Annotated in this window: 22 protein-coding genes; 10 read left to right on the top strand and 12 right to left on the bottom strand. The window is 62.2% G+C overall.

Annotation, left to right across the window (positions count from 1 at the left end; translation table 11 throughout):
* Positions 1-747, top strand: coding sequence for an HAD family hydrolase (locus tag ABZ728_RS10340; RefSeq protein ID WP_366656020.1), 747 nt, complete (start codon positions 1-3; stop codon positions 745-747).
* Between the two features lie 149 nt (positions 748-896).
* Here the strand turns inward: ABZ728_RS10340 and ABZ728_RS10335 are convergent, their stop codons facing one another.
* On the bottom strand, positions 897-1,229 hold the full coding sequence (locus tag ABZ728_RS10335) for a DUF805 domain-containing protein (protein WP_366656019.1): 333 nt from the start codon (positions 1,227-1,229) through the stop codon (positions 897-899).
* Positions 1,230-1,636: 407 nt separating this feature from the next.
* Here ABZ728_RS10335 and ABZ728_RS10330 point away from each other — a divergent pair, with 407 nt between their 5' ends.
* Positions 1,637-1,846, top strand: coding sequence for a cold-shock protein (locus ABZ728_RS10330; RefSeq protein ID WP_366656018.1), 210 nt, complete (start codon positions 1,637-1,639; stop codon positions 1,844-1,846).
* A 116-nt stretch (positions 1,847-1,962) separates the two neighbouring features.
* On the opposite strand, the gene ABZ728_RS10325 is transcribed toward ABZ728_RS10330, so the two are convergent.
* From ABZ728_RS10325 to ABZ728_RS10315, 3 genes are all read right to left on the bottom strand, one after another.
* Entirely contained in the window at positions 1,963-2,592 is a 630-nt protein-coding gene (locus tag ABZ728_RS10325; RefSeq protein ID WP_366656017.1) for a hypothetical protein, read from the bottom strand.
* Between the two features lie 112 nt (positions 2,593-2,704).
* A complete protein-coding gene (locus ABZ728_RS10320) occupies positions 2,705-4,888 on the bottom strand; it encodes a malate synthase G (RefSeq protein ID WP_366656016.1) in 2,184 nt (727 codons plus the stop codon).
* Positions 4,889-5,103: 215 nt separating this feature from the next.
* Positions 5,104-5,295, bottom strand: coding sequence for a hypothetical protein (locus ABZ728_RS10315; protein ID WP_366656015.1), 192 nt, complete (start codon positions 5,293-5,295; stop codon positions 5,104-5,106).
* 560 nt (positions 5,296-5,855) lie between these two features.
* On the opposite strand from ABZ728_RS10315, the gene ABZ728_RS10310 reads away from it, so the two are divergent.
* The 5 genes from ABZ728_RS10310 (at position 5,856) to ABZ728_RS10290 (ending at position 8,761) form a co-directional block, all read left to right on the top strand.
* Positions 5,856-7,178, top strand: a complete 1,323-nt coding sequence (locus ABZ728_RS10310) for an amidase (RefSeq protein ID WP_366656014.1) — start codon at positions 5,856-5,858, stop codon at positions 7,176-7,178.
* Between the two features lie 149 nt (positions 7,179-7,327).
* On the top strand, positions 7,328-7,522 hold the full coding sequence (locus ABZ728_RS10305) for a DUF1328 domain-containing protein (RefSeq protein WP_366656013.1): 195 nt from the start codon (positions 7,328-7,330) through the stop codon (positions 7,520-7,522).
* A 133-nt stretch (positions 7,523-7,655) separates the two neighbouring features.
* Positions 7,656-7,970, top strand: coding sequence for a hypothetical protein (locus ABZ728_RS10300; RefSeq protein WP_366656012.1), 315 nt, complete (start codon positions 7,656-7,658; stop codon positions 7,968-7,970).
* A gap of 13 nt (positions 7,971-7,983) precedes the next feature.
* Positions 7,984-8,478, top strand: coding sequence for a phage holin family protein (locus tag ABZ728_RS10295; protein ID WP_366656011.1), 495 nt, complete (start codon positions 7,984-7,986; stop codon positions 8,476-8,478).
* 37 nt (positions 8,479-8,515) lie between these two features.
* Positions 8,516-8,761 carry a hypothetical protein gene (locus ABZ728_RS10290; RefSeq protein ID WP_366656010.1) on the top strand — a complete coding sequence of 82 codons (246 nt, stop codon included), beginning with the start codon at positions 8,516-8,518 and terminating at the stop codon, positions 8,759-8,761.
* Between the two features lie 33 nt (positions 8,762-8,794).
* Here the strand turns inward: ABZ728_RS10290 and ABZ728_RS10285 are convergent, their stop codons facing one another.
* The 7 genes from ABZ728_RS10285 to ABZ728_RS10255 all read right to left on the bottom strand — a co-directional run bounded on the left by ABZ728_RS10285 (position 8,795) and on the right by ABZ728_RS10255 (position 16,808).
* Entirely contained in the window at positions 8,795-9,553 is a 759-nt protein-coding gene (locus ABZ728_RS10285) for an ATP-binding cassette domain-containing protein (protein WP_366656009.1), read from the bottom strand.
* Positions 9,554-9,651: 98 nt separating this feature from the next.
* On the bottom strand, positions 9,652-11,748 hold the full coding sequence (locus tag ABZ728_RS10280) for a dipeptide/oligopeptide/nickel ABC transporter permease/ATP-binding protein (RefSeq protein ID WP_366656008.1): 2,097 nt from the start codon (positions 11,746-11,748) through the stop codon (positions 9,652-9,654).
* Positions 11,745-12,695: an ABC transporter permease gene (locus ABZ728_RS10275; RefSeq protein WP_366656007.1), complete on the bottom strand. Its 951-nt coding sequence runs from the start codon at positions 12,693-12,695 to the stop codon at positions 11,745-11,747. The genes ABZ728_RS10280 and ABZ728_RS10275 overlap by 4 nt, the downstream gene beginning before the upstream one ends.
* A 65-nt stretch (positions 12,696-12,760) precedes the next feature.
* Positions 12,761-14,329 (bottom strand): ABC transporter substrate-binding protein, encoded by a 1,569-nt coding sequence (locus tag ABZ728_RS10270; RefSeq protein ID WP_366656006.1) that lies wholly within the window; start codon positions 14,327-14,329, stop codon positions 12,761-12,763.
* Between the two features lie 223 nt (positions 14,330-14,552).
* Positions 14,553-15,344, bottom strand: coding sequence for an FkbM family methyltransferase (locus ABZ728_RS10265; RefSeq protein WP_366656005.1), 792 nt, complete (start codon positions 15,342-15,344; stop codon positions 14,553-14,555).
* Positions 15,337-15,957 (bottom strand): YceI family protein, encoded by a 621-nt coding sequence (locus ABZ728_RS10260; protein WP_366656004.1) that lies wholly within the window; start codon positions 15,955-15,957, stop codon positions 15,337-15,339. The genes ABZ728_RS10265 and ABZ728_RS10260 overlap by 8 nt, the downstream gene beginning before the upstream one ends.
* Positions 15,958-16,004: 47 nt before the next feature.
* Positions 16,005-16,808, bottom strand: coding sequence for a CDP-alcohol phosphatidyltransferase family protein (locus tag ABZ728_RS10255; protein ID WP_366656003.1), 804 nt, complete (start codon positions 16,806-16,808; stop codon positions 16,005-16,007).
* Positions 16,809-16,998: 190 nt separating this feature from the next.
* Between ABZ728_RS10255 and ABZ728_RS10250 the strand changes: the two genes are divergently transcribed.
* Genes ABZ728_RS10250 through ABZ728_RS10240 form a run of 3 tightly spaced genes read left to right on the top strand, consistent with a single transcriptional unit; the run spans position 16,999 to position 20,284 of the window.
* Positions 16,999-17,856: an arginine deiminase family protein gene (locus ABZ728_RS10250; protein WP_366656002.1), complete on the top strand. Its 858-nt coding sequence runs from the start codon at positions 16,999-17,001 to the stop codon at positions 17,854-17,856.
* 58 nt (positions 17,857-17,914) lie between these two features.
* On the top strand, positions 17,915-19,159 hold the full coding sequence (locus tag ABZ728_RS10245) for an aminotransferase (protein WP_366656001.1): 1,245 nt from the start codon (positions 17,915-17,917) through the stop codon (positions 19,157-19,159).
* A gap of 57 nt (positions 19,160-19,216) precedes the next feature.
* A complete protein-coding gene (locus ABZ728_RS10240) occupies positions 19,217-20,284 on the top strand; it encodes a tartrate dehydrogenase (protein ID WP_366656000.1) in 1,068 nt (355 codons plus the stop codon).
* A 171-nt stretch (positions 20,285-20,455) separates the two neighbouring features.
* Here the strand turns inward: ABZ728_RS10240 and ABZ728_RS10235 are convergent, their stop codons facing one another.
* A complete protein-coding gene (locus tag ABZ728_RS10235; RefSeq protein ID WP_366655999.1) occupies positions 20,456-20,962 on the bottom strand; it encodes a hypothetical protein in 507 nt (168 codons plus the stop codon).
* Positions 20,963-20,989 lie beyond the last annotated feature (27 nt).

Here is a 20,989-nt window from a genome sequence, read left to right as displayed (position 1 = left end):
ATGTCAGAGCCAGGCTCCGCCGTAACCGGTCCGATCGCCGACATCAAGGGTATCCTGTTCGACAAGGATGGGACGCTGTTCGATTATCACGCTTCATGGGCGCCGGTGAATGCCGGCGCGGCCATGACCGCAACGCGGGGCGACCCCGAACTGGCCGAGACGCTGCTCGTGGCGGGGGGGCTTGATCCGGCCTCCGGCCGCTATGCGTCAGGCAGCCTTCTGGCCGCGGCCCATACGGGCGAGATAGCCGAGGCATGGGCCCGTATCATGCAGATGCCGGCGGATCAGGTGCCCGACCTGATTGAGCGGCTTGATCGGACATTTCAGGAACTGGGACCGATCCACGCCACGCCGGTCGGCGATCTTCGGGCACTGATGACCGGCCTTCGGGACCGGGGCCTGATCCTTGGTGTTGCAACCAGCGACAGCGAGGAGGGCGCGCGCCGCATGCTGACCGATGCCGGCTGTGGCGCGGATCTGGTCGCCTATATTGCCGGATACGATAGCGGCCATGGCGGCAAGCCGAACCCGGGCATGGTGCACGGCTTCACGGCTGCAACCGGGCTGCCGGCTGACTCGGTGATGGTTGTTGGCGACAATCTCCATGATATCCGCATGGGACGCGCTGCCGGATGCCGTCTGGCGATCGGTGTTCTGACCGGTACCAGCAGCCGCAATGACCTGGCTGCGGAAGCCGACGCCGTTCTGAACAGCATTCTCGATCTTCCGGCGCTTATGGATTCGTAGGCCGATCGCTTCCCGTCCGGGAGGCATGGAATCGCCGCCTTTTCCCCTCCCCGGAGGCACGAAGTGCCATCCGGGGTCCACACGATAAAATAGAAATTCGAGGAGCCGGGCGCTTGGCCAGGCAGGGTCTTCGCGCGACCGGCAGCGCGCTAGGCCGGCGAGGGGCCGTATTGATTGGCGCCGGACGATCCCTCCAGTATGCCGAGATCGATCAACGCCCACAAGAATCCGACAATCGGGATGAAAAGCAGCAGACACCACCAGCCGGACTTGTCCCGGTCGTGGCAGCGCTTTATATGCAGCATGAGGCCGGCGATCAGGATCAAGGTGCTCAATATCCATTGGATGAAGCCGGAACTGCCGAAAAGGGCATTGAGGATGAGGGAGGCGATGAACAGCAAGCCGACCCCGATCCACCAGGTCTGGCGTCCGACACGCCCTTCGGGAGTCAGAAACATGAATTTGAGGTCGAGATTGCCCACTGTGTTGCTCCCGTTGTTATTGCTCGGTCTCTGAACGACGAGCGTACCTGTTCGCGGCATCTGAACCGCGAGCCGGCAGTCAGCCCGTCACATTGATGCGAGACTGTAACACCCTGACGACGCGAGGCAAGCCGCCGCGTTTTCGGTGGGCCGCAGAGGGTGAAGCAGAGGGTGAAATAGTGACGGTGGGCGTAAAATCGCACAAGCTGGCATATGTGCCTTGAAATTGCCGCAGTCCCGGCGTATCTATTCCTTCATCGATGTTTGGCCGGACTATTGGGCCCATTGCCTTTCCGTAGACGGGCACGCCTTCTGAAGATCCCTACCAAAATCGACCATCCGACGGCCGTCGTTCGAAAGAATTCCGGTTGTCATACGACACTTGCCGATCTACGAAAGGGGCAATTATGATTAGTGGAACCGTTAAGTGGTTCAATAGCCAAAAAGGCTATGGTTTCATCCAGCCGGAATCCGGCGGCAAGGACGTTTTCGTCCATGTTACCGCTCTGGAATCCGCAGGCATCTCCAGCCTGAACGACGGCCAGCGGGTCAAGTTCGAGCTGCAGACGGACAAGCGCACGAATCGTGAGTCGGCTGTTAACCTGCAGCTCGACTAATCACGAACGCGCTATCCGGCCTCAGGGCTGGAAATACGCGGCCGCGCAAGCGGCAGGAAGTGGGGCGGCCTTCGGGTCGCCCTATTTTTTTGGGCATTTCTGTTTCGCAGTATCGCCTATTGATCGATCAAGGCCGATTCAATGTCCGAAAAAAGCGAGGGCGCGGAAGGTGCCGGCAGTTCGTTGGCTCTGCCCAAAGCCATATGACCGAATCCCAGACGGTTGGCGCCGGACCCGTTCTCCCGGAGGTCGGCGTTGACCGGTATGGCAATGATCTCGAATGGGACATCCCCATTGGCACCATATCGGATGACGCCGGAGAATATCGCTTCACGCCGTCTGTCGATCACCCAGCTGGCGCCGGTTTTTGCAAGACGGGCAAATTCCGGCCACGGTGCAAACACTTCGGAGAATGACGGCCCCGACTCGGTGCGCGCCATTGCCTTCTGACCCCCGTTTCCGCGATCCATGGCCGGTTGGGTTGGCAGGCGAGCGTGACGGCGGCCGAGAAGGTGGCTTATCGTCTCGCCAAGCACACGGAATCGGAATTCCGTGCCGCTACGCTGAAACAGGAGCAAATGGCTCAGCATGTCCGGGAACGTGAACGGAAGATTGTTCCGCACGTCTCCGGGCGCGGTTTCCATGACCATGCGCGAAAGCCGGTCGCGGAACGCCCGGTTCCCGGGAAGTCTGGTGACTGATCCTAAGGCCGCCTCGATGCTCTCGGGCGGCGGCGGGTGGCGCATCAACGGATTATCCTTCGAGAAGACCTGATTGCCTACTCAAGGACACATGATGCGCCACAAAAGTTCACCAGATGTGAAATATTCCTGCAATTCACCGCAAATGTAATTTCAATTAGAGCGAAGCTTTCAATTCGCGCCGCCGGGCGTGCAGAACCGGCTCGGTATAGCCGCTGGGCTGTTCCCGGCCCTTCAGGACCAGATCGAGGGCTGCCTGAAACGCCACGCTGTTGTCGAAGTCCGGTGCCATCGGGCGATACCCGGCGTCGCCGGCGTTCTGGCGGTCGACGACTTCGGCCATGCGTTTCATGGTGTCGATGACGGTGTCCCGGCTGACGACGCCGTGGTGGAGCCAGTTCGCGATGTGCTGGCTGGAGATGCGAAGGGTCGCGCGGTCTTCCATCAGCCCGACATTGTTGATATCCGGAACCTTCGAACACCCGACGCCTTGATCGATCCAGCGCACGACATAGCCCAGAATGCCCTGTGCGTTATTCTCGACTTCGGCACGGACCTCTTCATCCGACCAATTGGGCCGATCGGCCAAAGGCAGCGTCAGCAGATCGTCCAGCGATGCCATTGGCCGGTTCCGCAGCTCCTTCTGCCGCGCCAGGACGTCCACGAGATGGTAGTGCAGAGCGTGCAATGTCGCGGCCGTGGGCGAGGGGACCCAGGCCGTATTGGCGCCGGCCTGCGGATGGCCGATCTTGGTCTTCAGCATATCGGCCATCAGGTCCGGCATCGCCCACATGCCTTTGCCGATCTGGGCATGGCCGGTCAGCCCGCAGGCAAGCCCCACATCGACATTCCGGTTTTCATAGGCCTGTATCCACTTGGCGGACTTCATATCCCCCTTTCGGATCATGGCCCCGGCTTCCATCGACGTATGCATTTCGTCGCCGGTCCGGTCGAGAAATCCGGTGTTGATGAAGAACACACGATCCTTGGCGGCCCGGATGCACTCCTTGAGGTTGGCGGATGTGCGCCGCTCCTCGTCCATGATGCCCATCTTGACCGTGTTGCGGGGCAGACCCAGCATGTCTTCCACGCGATCGAACAGGTCGTTGGCGAACGCCACTTCCTCGGGCCCGTGCATCTTCGGTTTGACGATATAGATCGACCCGGCCCGGCTGTTGGCGACGCTGCCGGTATGCTTGACGTCGTGGATGGCGATCAGGGCGGTAACGGCGGCGTCGACCAGCCCCTCCGGCACCTCGTTGCCACTATCGTCGAGAATGGCGTCGGTGGTCATCAGATGGCCGACATTGCGGATCAGCATCAGGCTGCGACCATGCAGTGTCACGGATCCGCCCATGGGTGCCATATAGACGCGATCGGGGTTGAGCCGTCGTTCCAGCGTTTTGCTGCCTTTCGCGAAGGACGCCGCAAGGTCACCCTTCATCAGGCCCAACCAATTGCGATAGGCCGCAACCTTGTCTTCGGCGTCGACCGCGGCAATCGAATCCTCCAGGTCCATGATCGTGCTCATGGCGGATTCAAGGACGACGTCTGCGACGCCGGCCGGGTCAGTCTTTCCGATGGCGTGATCGCGGTCGATGCGTATCTCGGCATGAAGCCCGTTGTTCCGCAAAAGGATGGCGTCGGGCGAGGCCTGATTGCCCAGATAGCCGACGAACCGGTCGGGATCCGCAAGTCCCGTCGTCTCGCCCTTGGACAATGCTACACTCAGCACACCATCAACGATGGTGTAGCCGGTGGACTGTGTATGGGTGCCGGCCGCGAGAGGGGCGACGTCGTCGAGCACCTCGCGCGCCCGGTTGATGACGGCTTGGCCGCGCTTGGGGTTGAAGGCACCACTGGCATCCAGCGCCGGCTCCAGTCCCGGGTCGTGGGGGATTGCATCAGTGCCGTAGAGCGCATCGTACAGGCTGCCCCAGCGCGCGTTCGCGGCGTTGAGGGCGTAGCGTGCGTTCAGGATCGGAACCACGAGCTGCGGGCCCGGAACCTCTGCGATTTCGGGGTCCACATTCGCGGTCGTCACGGCAAAATCGGGACCTTCGGGCTGCAGATAGCCGATCTCTTCCAGGAAAATTCGATAGGCAACCGGGTCCAGCGGCTGGCCGCGGCGTTCCAGATGCCACGCATCGATTTTTTCCTGAATCTCCGCGCGCTTGTGCAGCAGAGCGCGATTGCGGGGAGACAGGTCCCTGATCAGAGTGTCCAGGCCGGACCAGAAGGCTGAGGCGTCGACACCGCTGCCGGGCAGCACGTCCGTCTCGATAAAATCATTCAAGGCCGCCGCGACCCTCAACGAACCGTGCGCAATCCTGTCGGTCATCCCCATACACCTTCGATCGTTTTTCACATGATGGACTCGTAATCCCATCCAATGGAATTAGCCGATATAGATGGCGATGGCGCAGGGCGGTGTCAAACCGAAATCAAAGCCGGATTCCAGGGGTTCGTTCCCGGAAGTGTCGCCTGAACGGCCGGCGACGGGCCGAGCTGAAGAGCGCCGACCCGCCACCACCGGGGACCCGGTCGCGGTCGGGCTCAGGACCGCCGCGACAGCAGCCGTCGAACCGCCCGGGTGATCTGATCGATATGCTTGAACAGGCTGCCGTCCAACTTGTTGAAGCGAGGGTTCGAAATATGGAGCCGGAACCCGCCTCGTTCGCGGATGGCGATGCCCACATCCAGATCGGCCACCTCGATTATGACTCTCTCATTTGCAATGCTTGCCATGGATACTGCCCCTGATCTCCTGTCGGCAATCACCCGGGCGCAGCATTTGTGCGCCCTGGTCTGCGATACTGACGATATGTCGGAATGCGGTGTGGCTGGATCGCTATCGTTGCATTCGATATCGTCGAGACGAGGGGATCGGGTGCCGTTGGGCGGACCGATGCTGCAGTGCTTCGCCCGAGCGTGAGCCTGTGGGGAGCGACGGAGCTGCGATTACCTGGAAACTGATCGGATGGATGGGCGTCATTCTCTGGGTTCTCCCTTGGTAAGAGAACCACGAACACTGTTCGTGGCGCTTTAGCGTTTGATGACGCGGTGCAAGCTGCGTATTTCAAATGACCGCGGGTTCCCGACTGGAACCGGCCCCGGCAATCGGGAGCGCCTTTATAATTGGACATGCGCGCCATGGTGTCAACTGGCCGTGCCTGACTTGAACCCAAATGGAGTAGCGGCTACCCGATTTGTGGTAGGAGTGAGGTTCTACTATCATGCGGTGGCATTGGCGCAGGCCCGATGCCAAGGTCGCGATGTGACGCCGCTGTCGGCTGGGGGGGGAGACTATGACCTTATTGGATTTGCGGGCACCGACGGCCGAAGCGATCCGCACGGGAATAGCCGATGGAAGCCGGCAGGCTGATACTGTCGCAGAGGCGAGTATCGCACGGATCGAACAATGCGACGAAAGTCTGGGCGCCTTTGTCGATTTCAACACCAGCGCCGTTCGAACGGCGGTGGCCGCTTTGCCGGGTCCGCGCAAGGCCGATCGCCTGTACGGCGTTCCGGTCGGCGTGAAGGATATCATCGACACTGCCCTGCTGCCGACGTCCTATGGCTCGCCGATCTATGCCGGTCATCAGCCAGCCGCCGATGCCTACGTCGTCAGCCGGATTCGCAGCCTGGGCGCCGTGATCATGGGGAAAACGGCGACGGCGGAATTTGCGTGGACCCATCCGCCCGCGACCGCCAATCCGTGGAATCCGGCCCATACGCCCGGCGGATCGTCCAGCGGGTCAGCAGCGGCCGTGGCCGCCGGTATGGTGCCGATCGCCCTGGGCACGCAGACATCGGGTTCCGTCATCCGGCCGGCGCTTTATTGCGGTGTCATCGGCATCAAGCCGACGTTCGGCACGATCAACAGAACCGGCGTCAAGCCCGCGGCAGACAGTCTGGACACGCTCGGGCTTTTCGCGCGAGAGGTTGCTGACGGGTCATTCTTCCTGGATGCCGTGTGCGGCCGAAACACGGAACTGCCGGAAAGCGGCACCGGCATGACCGTCGGCGTCCTGATCCCGGAAAGCACAGGTGTGGCCCCCAGCATGGCAGATGACTGCGCCTTGACGGCTCTGGAGCGTGCCGCCGAAACGTTGGAGGCCGATGGATGTACGGTCCGGCGTATGACGGTACCGGCATGGTATGAAGAAATCTTCGGCCTGCAGGAAACCATTGCGGCCTATGAGGGCGCCCGCGCACTGGCGTTCGAGCGCATAGCATTTGGCGATATGCTCAGCGAGACGCTGCGCCGCTTTCTGGACGAAGGTGCCAGGATCAGCATGAAGGAATATCTGGCAGCGATCCGGCGAGTGGACCTGCTGCGCCCGCTCGCCGACGCGTGGCTGAGCGAGGTCGACGCCATTGCCACAATTGGCGTGAATGGCGAAGCCCCCTCTGACCGGACGACCACAGGCGATCCGCATTTCTGCCGGCCCTGGTCGGCGCTGCACACGCCGAGCGTGGCGGTGCCGACAGCATTCGGACCCGCCGGCATGCCGATTGGCGTCCAGATCGTGGCAGCCCGGTGGTGCGATGCCCGGGCCCTGTGTGTGGCCCATCGCCTGGATCTGGGCACGCGCGCCGAGCGGATCGATGCTTCGGTCACCCGATAGCAGCGGATGTGATAGCTCGCAAAAACAACGGGGCTGGTGAACGGACCTTAAAATTTTTCTTTCGATGGACGGAGCAGAATGCTTCGCCGGTTGTTGTTATACGGGGAGCGTGCGATCGTCTGCCTGACCAACTCGTATCGGAGAAAAAAATGCTTTCCTGGACACTCGTATTTCTGGTGATTGCCGTTATCGCGGCGGTTCTCGGCTTTTCCGGGATCGCCGGGGCGGCAGCAGGTATCGCGAAGATACTGTTCGCAATTTTCGTTATTCTCTTCATTCTGTCATTCTTCTTCGGCGGCGCGCCAGCGGCCGTCGGCGCGATCTTCGCCACCGGTGTCGTCTAGTCGCACGCAATTGCGGCTCTGCAGTCCAGGCCGTGAAACCATTGCATCATCAGCTATCCGCGTGGATCATTGACACGCAGCGATGGCTCGCCCACCTCTGATAACGCATAATCCCGAGCAAAGGAGAACCAGTATGGCGACCGAAAAGTCGGATCAGGACGTTCAGGCGCTGCGCGCCGATATCGAGGCGCTTCGCAACGATGTTTCAGCGGTAACCAAGTCGCTTTCAGACCTGGCCCGGCATCGGGCCGGTGATTTCAAGAATGCCGCATGGTCCCGGGCCGAGCATGTGCGCGACGATCTGGGTGAAGTGGTCGATGATATGACCGGTCGCGGGCGGCGTCAGGTCGACCGGCTGGAACAGGAGGTCGCGGACCGCCCGCTCGTCAGCCTGCTGACAGCCTTCGGTATCGGCTTGCTGCTTGGCAAGCTTCTGGACCGGCGGTAATCGGGGCGGCCCGGTGAAGGACCTGGAAGCAGCCATAATTCGCTCGATCCTGTCCGCATTGTTGATCGTCCTGGCGCTGATGTTTCTGTTGGCGTCGATCGGCTTTCTTCTGGTCGTCGCTTATCAACTTGCCGAACCCGTTTGGGGCCCGCCCGGTGCGGCGGGTCTTGTGGCGGGAATTTGTTTCGGCCTGACGCTCTTTCTGCTCGGTATCGCGGCCATCCTCGGCCGATCGCGGCAGAAGCGGGCGGTTGCCCCGCCGGGCGCCGGCACTGATGCGCCGCCGTCGCGTGATCCGGCGCTCGATACGGTGCTGAAGCTATGGGTTCGGCGTTCGCCGTGGGAGGCCCTGTCCACCGCCCTGATCGGTGGTGTGGTCTACGTCAAGGTGCCTGAGGCCCGATCACTTGTCATGCGGATGCTGACGACACCGCCAACGGACAGTGGGCCAGTAGACAGAAGACCTGCAGGTCGGGGACCAGTAGACCCGGGGCCGGGCGACTTCTGAGGATTCAAAGTGAAACAGGACGGGTAGGGGCGCGGCCATGGACCCAGATTTCGGAAGCACCGAGATGGCGTTGTTCCTCTCAATCGGTCTGCTGATCGCCATATTCTGTGCAATGGTCGTCATCTGGCTCTTGATGCTGGCGGCCGCGGCGGTGTTCTGGCGCTCACCGCTGCCGCGGCGCACAGCAGACCAGATCCGCCTGGCATTCTGGATCCTGTTCGACACCCGCCGGACCCTTTCCGGCAGCATCGACCCGGCTATCCGCAACAAAAGCCGGGGCTGATGGCTGCGCGGTCAGCCAAAGTCCCGGAGCCGATCAGGGCAGGCCGGCGCCCGATCTTTTGGCACCGGATCGTTTGGCCGCATTCAGGGTTTCGCCCATAACGGAGCCGATCAGCGTCTGCGTGTATTCATGCTTGGGTGCGCCGAGTACATCCGCCGTTGTGCCATGTTCCACAACCTGGCCCTTGTTCATGACCATGACGCGGTCGCACAGGTATCGGACGACCGCCAGATCATGGGAAATGAACAGATATGTGAGCCCGAGTTGCCGACGCAGATCTGCCAACAGCTCAAGAATCTGTGCCTGGATCGATACGTCCAGCGCCGAAACGGGCTCGTCCAGGATCAATAGATCGGCATCGGCGGCGAGCGCGCGCGCGATGCCGATGCGCTGGCACTGACCGCCCGAGAACTCGTGCGGCAGTCGGTGAATGAATTCCGGTCGAAGGCCAACCAGACTCATCAGCTCCTTTACGCGCGCTTGCCGCTTTTCACGCGGCCAGCCCAGAAGTCCGATCAACGGCGCCGCGATCAGATCTCCAACCGACCGGCGCGGATTGAGCGACCCAAGCGGGTCCTGGAAGATCATCTGAATACGGCGCTGGACGTCACGAGGATGGCCATGGGCGGCGCCGGGCAAGGGCTGGCCATCCAGAGTCATCGTACCTTCCGAAGGTTTCATCAGACCGACGATCATGCGGGCCAGCGTGGACTTGCCGCATCCGCTCTCACCGACGATGCCGAAGGCCTCACCGCGTTGAACGCTAAGGGATACATGATCGACCGCCGTCATCTGACTGCTCGGCTGCCAGGGCCACGGTGTTCGTGTCGTAAACCTTCGGGTAAGTCCGTCGACATCCAGAAGGGGAGGAGCAGGCGTTGCGTCTCTGGTCACGACGGTTCTCCGGCAAAGATGCAACGGGCCTGATGTTTCGATCCCCGCATATGTGAACCGTCGACCGAGCGTGGCAGATCGTGGGCTGAATCCACAGGCCGAAGATCGATTGTGCCCCGGCGGCATTCGGCCGTGACCTGATCGCAGCGATCGGCGAAGGCGCAGCCGGGCGGCAACGCATCGACCGCGGGCGGCAATCCGGGAATGCCACGGATCGGCCGGTCGTCATCCAGCGACGGAATGCATTCCAGAAGTCGACGGGTATAGGGATGGGATGGCCGGTCCAGAACGTCGCGGGTCAGGCCTTCCTCGACGATGCGGCCAGCGTACATCACGCCCACCCGGTCGCAGATATCGGATACCACACCAAGGTCGTGACTGATCAGCAGCAGCGCGGCGCCCTGATCGCGGCGCAGCGTATCCAGCATGTCCAGCACCCGGCGCTGTGTCGTCACATCGAGCGCGGTCGTCGGTTCGTCGGCAACAATGATGTCGGGCTTGTTGGCGACCGCGATGGCGATCACAACCCGTTGCCGCTGACCACCCGACAATTCGTGGGGGAAGCTTTCCGCCTTGGCTTTCGGGTCCGGCAGTCCGACGGCGTCGAGCAGATCGATTGCCGCGCGTCTTGCGGCGGCAGTCGTCAGATGCTGGTGAACGATCAGGCCCTCTGCCACCTGGTCGCCGATGCGCATCACGGGGTTCAGCGTTGTCAGCGGGTCCTGAAAGATATAAGCGATGCGGCGTCCGCGAATGCCGGTCAGTACACGAGGTGTGGCGTCGGCCAGATCGATCGGTCCGGAATCGCGGTCGCGATACCAGATCGATCCTCCCGCGATGGTTCCGGGCGGCGACGCGACCAGCCCGCAGATGGAAAGGGCGGTAACCGATTTTCCCGACCCGGATTCGCCGACGAGCCCATAGGCCTCGCCGGGATAGAGACTGAAGGATACCTGATTCACCGCCGTCAGATCGTTCCGCGCCGTTGCGAAGGTGGTCGTCAGGTCCGTTATCGCCAATGAAGGCAGGACCGCCGCGGTCGGCCCCGAAGTATCACCCGAGGTGTCTGGCGGATCGGTAAAGAAGGCCGGCGGTCGTGATGCGGTGCTGCCGCGCGGCGGATTGCGGCGCGTCGCCGGTTCGGGCTTGGCCAGGGCGCCTGCCTTGAGCCGCGGATCCAGCAGATCCCGCAACCCGTCGCCAACGAGATTGATGCCGACTGCGAGCGCCAGGATCACCATTCCTGGCAACACGGCAACCCAGGGCGCCGTGTAGATCATGGACCGGCCGTCGCCGAGCATGCTGCCGAGATCGGCGTGCGGTGGCTGCGCGCCAAGGCCCAGGAAACTCAGTCCCGCCGTCTCCAGGATCATCCATGACAGCGTCGTGGACATCGTGACGATGATGACCGGCAGGACGTTCGGCAGCAGTTCGCCGGCGATGATCCGGAAATCCGAAAAGCCCGAAAGGCGGGCGGCGTCGATATAGTCCATCGATTTGATGGCCAGCGCCTGCCCGCGGACAGCGCGGGCGAAGAACGGTATGTTGACCACCGCAATGGCGAGCAAGGCGTTGGTTAGTCCCGGACCCAGCACGGCGATGATCGCCAGCGCCAGAAGCAGATACGGAAAGGCCATCAGCGTGTCGATGCTGCGCATGAATACAGCGTCGACCCAGCGACCGTAAAACGCCGCGATCAGCCCGATCGTCGACCCGATCAGTGCCGCTACGGCCGTCGCGGTAAGGCCGACGGCGAGGCTGGTCCGTGTACCCCAGATCAAGCGTGACAACAGATCCCGTCCGAGATGGTCGGTTCCGAGGATCGCATTGGCGGAGAATGGCGGCGTGCGGGCGATCGAGGGAGTCGTCGCCGCCGGATCGATCAGGGGCAGGAGAGGGGCGGCGATGGCGATGGCGGCGAGGCTGCCGAACAGGATCAGGCCCAGCGTTGCCGTCTTGTTGGCCGCGAACCGGACCCATTGGCCCTGCAACCGCGCAAGGGCGGCGGCGCGGCCGGTTATTGTCGGGCTGGCCGGCGTTCCGGGGGCGGGCGATCCGGAAGCCCCTGACCCGGAAGAGGGTGAAGCCGTCATCGATGTCTGACCCTTGGATCGAGCGCGGATTGGATAACGTCGGTGGCGAGGTTGATCAGAACGAAGGCGCTGGCCAGCACGAGCACGCCGCCCTGGACAAGGAGAATGTCACGGGATCCGATCGCGCCGACCAGCATCCGCCCCATGCCGGGCCATTGGAACACTTCCTCGATATAAACCGCGCCACCGATCACGAACCCGGCTTGAATGCCGACAATCGGAATCAATGCGGGCAGAGCGGCGCGAAACGCATGGTTCCGGATGACGCGGCTTTCCGGAACGCCCTTTGCCCGCGCGGTGCGCACGAAATCCTGGCGCAGGACTTCCAGCACCGTGGCTCGGGTAAGCCGGGCCACCACCCCCGTCGCGACAACCGCCAGCGTCGTCGCCGGCAACGCCAGATGCCAGAGCAGATCTGCCAGCCCGCCGCCGCCGAACAGGGAGTACATGTCACCGGTCGGGAACAAGTCCAGCCAGACCGCAAACAGGCTGATCGCCATCAATCCGAGCCAGAACGAGGGTGTGGAAATGCCGATCAGCACGACCACGCTGAGTATCCGGTCGGTCCATCCATACTGGTTGACGGCGGCGGCCGTGCCGGCAATCAAGCCGAATATTGCGCACAGAACCAGCGCGGTTCCCGCCAGCACCGCCGTCGGGCCCAGCCGGTCACCGATTTCCGCGGCAACCGGACGGTTGAGCGCGAAGGATCGGCCAAAATCGCCCTGCAGCACGCCAGACAGCCATGTCGTGTACTGGATCGGCAGCGAGTGATTGAGGCCCAGATCCCGGTTCAGTTCCGCCACGTTTTCCGGCGTTGCATATGCACCGAGTATGGCCGTCGCCGGATCGCCCGGGATCAGCGATATGGTCAGGAACACGATGATGGAGATGCCGAAGAGAACCGGAATCGCCTGCAGCAGTCGTCGTACGATATAGAAGAGCATGGCGCCACCGGACGGCCGGACCGGCGACCGACGCCGACCCGGCCGCGTTCCGGCCCTCTGTCAGATCAGGGCTTCGAGACTTCGTGCAGATCCAGCAGGAACGAGGGCTCCAGGGCGAAGTTCTCGACCGCCGTCGTGGTCACGGCATTCTGCTGCCAGTTGGCGATGATGGCCAACGGGGCGTCTTCGTTCACGATCTCCTGAACCTCGCGGTACAACGCCGCCCGATCGTCCTGATCCGTGGAACGCCGCGCCTGCTCCAGCAGATCGTCAACTTCGGGATTGGAATAGTAGCCCGAATTGAAGCCGCCGTTGTCCGGCATGGCCTCTGTGCGCAGCGTCAGGAAGGGCAGGGTATCCGGATCGTTGGTCATCCACGACATCTGTGCCATGTGGCCTTCGCCTTCGAGGCCCGGATTGACGATACCGAGATAAGTATTCCACTCGTAGCTTTCGATCTCGGCGTTGATTCCGACCTCGGCCAGATCGGCCTGAATCGCGGTTCCCATGGCGACGGGATCGAGCATGCCCGATCCGCCCTGCGTCACCAGGAAGGTGACATCGACGCCATCGCCGTAACCGGCTTCTTCGAGCAGTTCGCGCGCCCGATCCGGGTCGTGCGGATAGCCTTCGAGCTGATCGTTGTAGGCCCACGCAAATGCCGGCGGAACGACGCTGTCGGCAACGGTCGCCGTGCCCTGCAGGACATCGTTGACCATGGTTTCCTTGTCGATGGCATAGTTCACGGCCTGCCGGACCCGCACGTCATCGAACGGTTCCTCGCGCATGTTCAGAATCAGGAACCAGACATGGGGACCCGCCTGTTCGTGGACGACAAAGGTCGGGTCCTCGTCGAAGGTGCTGACGAGATCGGGCGGGACTTCGACCATCAGATCGATGCCGCCGGACAGCATCTCGTTCACGCGGGCGTTGCCGTCGGTGATCGGGCGGAAGACGACGCCTTCCAGACCGGGTTCTCCGTCCCAGTAATCCTCGTTCTTTTCGAGGGCGACCTGCCGGTTCGCTTCCCAGGTCGTGAACTGATAGGGACCCGTCCCGACAGGATTCCGACCATAGTCTTCGCCATATTCCTCGACGGCAGCGGGCGAAACCAGCAATCCGGTCGGGTAGGCAAGGTTGGACAGCAGCGGTGCATAGGGTTCGTCGAGATGAAACCGCACCGTTGACGCGTCGACGACTTCCACTTCCTGAACGGCACTGAAGAAGAACGATAGCGGGAACGGTCCCGTGTCGTGATAGGGGTGATCTTCGTTCAGCATCCGGTCGAAATTGAACTTGACCGCTTCGGCATTGAACGCCGTCCCGTCGTGAAAGGTGATCCCTTCGCGAAGGTTGAAAGTATAGACGGTGCCGTCTTCGGAAACTTCCCAGCTTTCCGCCAGGGCCGGTTCGACTTCCAGCGAGCCGGAGGCGAAGCGCACAAGCCCGTCATAGAGATTGACGGTGATCCGGAAGTCGTTGGTGGCGGTCACAGCATGCGGATCGAGCGATTGCGGCTCTGCGACCTGACCGACGGCCAGAACATCCGGCGGTGTCTGTGCCAATGCCGTCGCGGAAAAACTCATGAGGGCAAGGGCTGAAACGGTCAGTCCCCGCTGGATTGCCGTTGACATGATCGAAGCCTCCTGAACGATTGAATCTTGGGTACGGCCAATTGTCGTACCGGTCGGCGAGGAAATGCAGCCTGCCGAATATCGGAGTGCCGGGCCGAGCACGCCCGCCAACAGTCCCGCCCGGCAGTCTTTCACGCCAACGTGGCAGAAAGCTCCCCCGCATGGCAAGACCCGGCGCCAAAAAAGGGTAAAAAGTAAACGACTATTCTCGATTAAATTGCCGTCAGGATTCGGCGCTGACGCCATTAAGGCGGGCAATGATGTCGCCGGACCGCGTCTCGCGGCCCAGGCGTTCGGCCATCTTCCCGGCTCCGCACCAGTCCGCGAATGCGAGTTCGGGGCTTTCCCCGCGCATCAGGTTGAAATCATAGGCGCCGAGGGCCGACAGCCGATGCATGCAATCGATCGCTGAACCGGGTGCGGCGGGCAGCGCCTCGACACTGACATACGGTATCGGCGTGCTCAGGCCGGCAAGGACCGCCGGCTCGTGACCTTCGACATCGATCTTGCAGAAAGTCGGCGTTCCGTGACGGGCAATCAGGGCGTCCAGCGTCGTAGCCGGGACGGTGACCGTCCGGTCCCAATCGACAGCGGCGAAACCCGGATCGCGGCTGACGATTTCCATCCAGTCGGCGTTGACTGTCGTGACCGTCGGGGTCGCGCTGCTGATCCGCAGGGTCAGTTCCCCGACTTCGGCGCCGATGGCGGCCTGGACGAGCGTAATGGCGGCATCGCGGCCGTATAGCCGCGTCAACAGGCGAAAACAGGCCGGTTGGGGTTCGACACCGACCACGGTCGCCCCCGTCGAGCGGGCGGCGCGCAGCCGGTGCCCGACATGCGCACCGATATCGAAATAGATATCACCGGGTTTGAGAAACTGCCGATAGAAGCGCCGCAGCCGGAAACCGCGGCCGGGAACGCCATAGTAGATCGCCAGACTGCGTGCCAGTCCGCGCAAGGTCGGCCAATCCAGCTTTGCGGGATCGGCGCCGGCCGCAGCGGCGGGGTCAATCATTGCGCCGTGCCTCGAACTCCAGGATGATCTCGACCGTATCGCCGACGAGACCATTGTCGACACCATAGGTCATGCCCCAGTCGGACCGGTCGATCTCGGCCCTCGCCGAAATGCCGATATGGTAGGGCCGACCTTCGACGTCGGGCGGGCTATAGGGGTACTGACCCGATTTGTTCAACGTCACATCAAGCGTTACCGTTCGGGTCTCGCCAAGCAGTGTAAGGTCGCCGGTCACGCGGCCGGTGGTATCGCCGGTCTGTTCGCTTCCGGTCCCGACGAAGGTGATGGTCGGATGGTTGGCGGCGTTCAGGAAATCCCCGCTCCGCAGGTGCCCGTCCCGGGCCTCGTGGTGGGTCGTCACGCTTGACGCCTCGATTGACACGTTGATGGCATCGAGTATTGCGGCCTCTTCATCGAACCGGAAGGTCCCGTCGACCTCGGTGAACTGCCCCAATGTCTTGGCGAAGCCGAGATGACTGACCATGAAGGCGACCGTCGTATGCTCGGGGTCGAGCCGATAATCGGCCATTTCGGCCCGGGGGCCACTTGCCGGGATGGCAACCGTCGCCGCGGTCGCGGCAACGCTGAGCAGCAACAGGGCGAAAGTCCGCATGGTGGGTAACGTTCGGCCGATTATCTGACTATCGGAAAAATGAGGTATCATGAAGTCGCTCCACTGTGGTCGCTGCCGGTGGCGAGTCGGCGCCGGCTCAGATACAGAATGTCGATGCCGAACGACCACGCCAGTGATGCAAGCGCCAGAATGGCCAGGATCGTCGAAGCCATGTCGCCGAGCAGTGGCACGAAGCACAGCGTCAGAGCGCCACCCTGGATGATGCAAACCAACTTGCGTCGGAAACTTGGCGGAAGTTCGTCGCGCAGCGATGGCCAGAGCCATCCGGCGGCGACGAAGCCGTACCGCATCAAACCGATCAGGAGTACCCAGGGGCCAGCCCGGCCGGCTTCGAAGACCAGATACGACATCAGCAGGATGAACAACGCGTCGATTTCCATATCGAATCGCGCTCCGAAGGGTGATGCGGTCTTCTGGGTCCGGGCGAGGTAACCGTCTATGCCGTCGAGTGAAAGCGCGAGCAGGGCCGCGCCGGTGACCCACCAGCCAACAGTCGTTACATCGAACTGGGTTCCGATCAATCCGGCGAGCCAGGCGGTGATGACGCCGCGTGCCAGTGTCACGCCGTTTGCTGCACCGAACCGGTCAACCCCCCGGTGAAGCGGGAGAAAAACCATCATAAGGCCGAGCGTCAGCGCAAATACCATCACCGCCGGTAACCATGCGTAACCGGTCGTTGGCGCGAAATCCAACGGTCCCAACGCCCACACGGTGCCGATGAAGATCGTCATCGCGCAGGCGACTGCGGCCGCAATGCCGACCTTGCGCCGGCCCGCTCTGACAAAACGGTCTCTGATAAAACGATCTCTGGCGACGCGGTCTCTTTGCATGACCAGCAATGTCTTTCGGCACAGCAGAATATCCAGTGGCGGGTTGCGGAATCTTCAGAGTTTTCTTTGTGACACGTTCGGTTCTTGTGGGCTGTGGGCGGGACGGTGCATCCTTGGACGGAGGGAGGCGAAAACCAGTGGTGGCCGCCCGATCGTGACGACCGCATCAGGAGAATCGAAAGGACCGCGAATGCAATGGGGAGTTGGGTCGGAAACCGGCGTGCTGACGGATGTGTTGCTCTGCCGGCCGGATCACTATGACTGGATCCCGACCAATGTCGTCGCGAAGGCCGCGCTGGCCGCCGGCGAAAAGCCGGAGCCGGCAGAGGTCGCCGCTCAATTTCGCGAGCTGGAATCCGCGCTCGATACCGCCAGTGTGCGCCGCCACTATCTGACCCCTGATCCGCATCTGCCATATCAGGTCTATACCCGTGACAGTTCACAGATGACGCCCTGGGGCGCCGTCGTTACGCAGCTGTTCCGCCCCCAGCGGCGGGGCGAGTACGCCTCTATCCTGGAATTCTATCAATCCGCCGGTATCCCGATATGGGGATACGCCACTCATGGCAGTCTGGAGGGTGGCGACATTCACATTATCCGCCCCGGACTGGCGCTGATCGGCCATTCCGGAGAACGCACGTCCGAGGTTGGTGCCCGGCAGTTCGCGGGCTGGCTTGAAGATGCGGCGGGCTGGGAGGTCCGGCTCTATCCGTTCGCAGAGCATTTCCTGCATCTGGATTTGCTGTTCTGCATGGTGACCGACGGCCTGGCGCTGGTCTGCGAAGATGTTCTGGAACCCGATCTTCTGAACTGGATCGACGCACGGGGCATAAGGCGGCTGCCGGTCAGCTATCGCGACGCCATGGCGCTGGGAGCGAACATTCTGGCGCTGGGCAATGACAGGGTCATTTCGCCGGCTCATCAGACCGGGCTGAACGATCGGCTGCGGGCCGAGGGGATCGAGGTTCTCGCGCCCGCGTTCGATCTTCTGACTCGCGGCGGCGGCGGTGTTCACTGCGCGACCATGCCGCTGAACCGGCTTGACTGACTGTCGACGGGACCGACCGGCTGCGATCAGCCGTCCGATGGCACGATGAGAAAGAGACATGCCGATGCAGTTCAACCCGTCCTTCGAGTCCGTGGAGGCGCCGCCGATCGCGGCTGCCCAGGGTTGGATCAGGGGATTGCCCATAGACCCGAACCGGCCATTGATCGATCTGGCGCAGGCGGTTCCTGCCGACCCGCCGCCGGTCTCACTGACAGATCACCTTTCGGCGTTACTGACGCGGCCCGAAACGCATCTCTATACCGACATTCTGGGCCTGCCCGCGCTTCGGGACGCTCTGGCCGTGCATATGTCGTCCGTGTACGAGGCGGCGATTCCGGCCGAGCGGGTCGCCATTACCGCGGGCTGCAATCAGGCGTTCTGCCTGACCATGCAGTGCCTGGCTTCGGCGGGGGACGAGGTGTTGTTGCCCGAGCCGCATTATTTCAATCACAAGATGTGGCTCGACGCTCTGGGACTGAAGACCGTGACATTGCCGTTTCGGCCCGATCGCGCCGGGATTCCGGACCCGATCGAGGCCGAACGCCTGATCACGCCCCGCACTCGCGCGATCGTGCTGGTTACGCCGAACAATCCCACCGGCGCGGTCTATCCTGCGCCGTTGCTCGATGCATTCGCCGCTGTGGCCCGTCGTGCGGGTATCGCGCTGGTCCTCGACGAAACGTACAAGGATTTTCATCCAGGCCGCTTTGCCGATAATTCGGCGGCTCGCACCGGCAGGGCAGGAGGGACAGGCATTCCCCACGCCCTGTTCCAGGATTCCGATTGGGGCGATACGGTCGTACAGCTCTATAGTTTCTCCAAAGCGTACAGCATGACCGGCTATAGGGTCGGTTCGGTAATTGCCGGGCCACGGCTGATCGCCGTGCTGGAAAAGGCCATGGATTGCATGGCGATTTGTGCCCCGCGCATCGGACAGGAGGCGGCACTGTTCGCACTGGCGTCGCTCGGCGAATGGTCGACGGAAAAGGCCCGTCTGCTGGCTCGCCGCGCCGATCGCTTTCGCTCGGCGGTGACGAGCAGGGCTCCGGCCTGGGATCTTGTCAGCATCGGCGCGTTCTTCGCCTATCTCCGGCATCCGTTCGACGGCACGGCGGCCGCGACGATCGCCGAGGGACTGGCCCGCCAGCAACGGCTACTGGTCCTTCCCGGCACGATGTTCGGCGCCGGACAGCAGCCCTATCTGCGCATCGCCTTTGCCAATGTTGCCGATGAGATGGCGCCGACGGTCGCGGATAGACTACAAGAGTACGCAGACACGGGTGATCCCGGCTCCGGGGCTTGAGGTTCCGGCGCTGGGGCGCCGGTCGTTTGCGGGCAGACCGAGACGGAGTAAAGAGACGTGACGCAAAGCTATAGGATCGCCGTCATTCCGGGTGACGGAATCGGCAAGGAAGTGATGCCCGAAGGGGTCCGGGTGCTGGAGGCGGCTGCCTCGAAGTTCGGCTTCCGGATTGAACAGACCTGGTTCGATTTCGCATCCTGCGACTACTATGCCAAACACGGGCAGATGATGCCCGACGACTGGCGGCAGCAGCTGGAGGGTCAGGACGCGATCTTTTTCGGTGCGGTTGGATGGCCGGAAACGGTGCCCGACCACATTTCGCTATGGGGATCGCTGCTTCAGTTCCGGCGCGTCTTCGACCAGTATGTCAACCTTCGGCCCGTGCGACTGATGCCGGGGATCACGCCGCCGCTCGCGGGGCGGAATGTCGGCGATATCGATTTCTATATCGTCCGGGAAAATACCGAGGGCGAGTATTCGTCGATCGGCGGCCGGATGTTCGAAGGCACGGACCGCGAGGTCGTCATCCAGGAAACCGTCATGTCGCGGACCGGTGTCGACCGCGTGATGAAATACGCGTTCGAACTGGCGGCGACACGCAAGAGACGGCATGTGACGTCGGCGACCAAGTCCAACGGCATTTCAATCACGATGCCCTATTGGGATGAACGATTCGAGGCGATGGCCGATCAGTACCCCGACATTTCGACCGACAAGTTCCATATCGACATTCTTGCCGCAAATTTCGTTCTGCATCCTGACTGGTTCGACGTCATCGTGGCATCGAATCTGTTTGGTGACATTCTGTCCGATCTGGGGCCGGCCTGTACCGGCACGATCGGAATTGCCCCTTCTGGAAACATCAATCCCGAAGGCGTATTCCCGTCATTGTTCGAGCCGGTACACGGTTCGGCGCCCGATATCGCCGGGCAAGGCATCGCAAATCCGATTGGCCAGATCTGGTCGGCAGCATTGATGCTGAACCATTTCGGTCAGGCGGAGGCCGGGGCTGCCGTGTTGGCCGCGATCGAAAAGGTCATGGCGGAACCGTCGTTGCGGACACGTGATCTCGGCGGCAAGACCGACACGACGACATGCGGCAAGGCAGTCGCCGAAGCGCTGTAGCACGGCATCGCAAGCCGGGTTCAGTCAGACCATGCCAGAATTGCCGACCAGAACCGGCTTGCAGCAGTCGGTCCCGGTCGGCTGTCATGGCGGCGCACAGACTGGCGTTCGATACGCAATGCAATGGGTACCGCTTGCTTCAGGCCCGGATGCGGTCAGTTTCGGGGACTGCTAAAAGAAGTAAATGCCTTCGTATATGAAGGGTATCAGCAGCATTGCCAGGCTCAGGGCAATCGGCGCCGTGAACCAGGAAGTCCCGCGCATTGCGTGGCGCATGTGGTGGAAATAAACGAACAAGCCGGTGGTAACCGCGAAGTGGGCTGCGGCCCAGGTGGTGCCGACTCTGCCCGTCCACCAGCCAAAGAAGGCGACGACGACGCCGATCAGCCAGATGGCGGCGACCGAGCCCAACGCCGCGAGCTCGATCATCAGCAGGAATATGATCACCGATTCCAGACCGCGAAGCCCCATGAACCGTTTGTAGATCGGGGTCGTCACCGTCGGATACGCGTTCAGTATCAGGCCGGCGACGAAAATCGCGAAGGTATGGGCAACCATCACCTGAAGTCCGACGAGCCCGCCCGCACCCCCGTAGGGAAACAGGACGACCGAAAAGACCAGCGATCCGGCGAATGCCCAGATGAATGACCGCGCCAGTGCGCCGATGGTCAGTGTCATAGCGTCTTTCCCTCCCAAAAACCGGCC

It is taken from the genome of Fodinicurvata sp. EGI_FJ10296, assembly GCF_040712075.1.
Lineage (GTDB): Bacteria > Pseudomonadota > Alphaproteobacteria > DSM-16000 > Inquilinaceae > JBFCVL01.
Note: the sequence above shows the minus strand (reverse complement) of the source record. Positions and strands in the feature narration are given on the sequence as shown.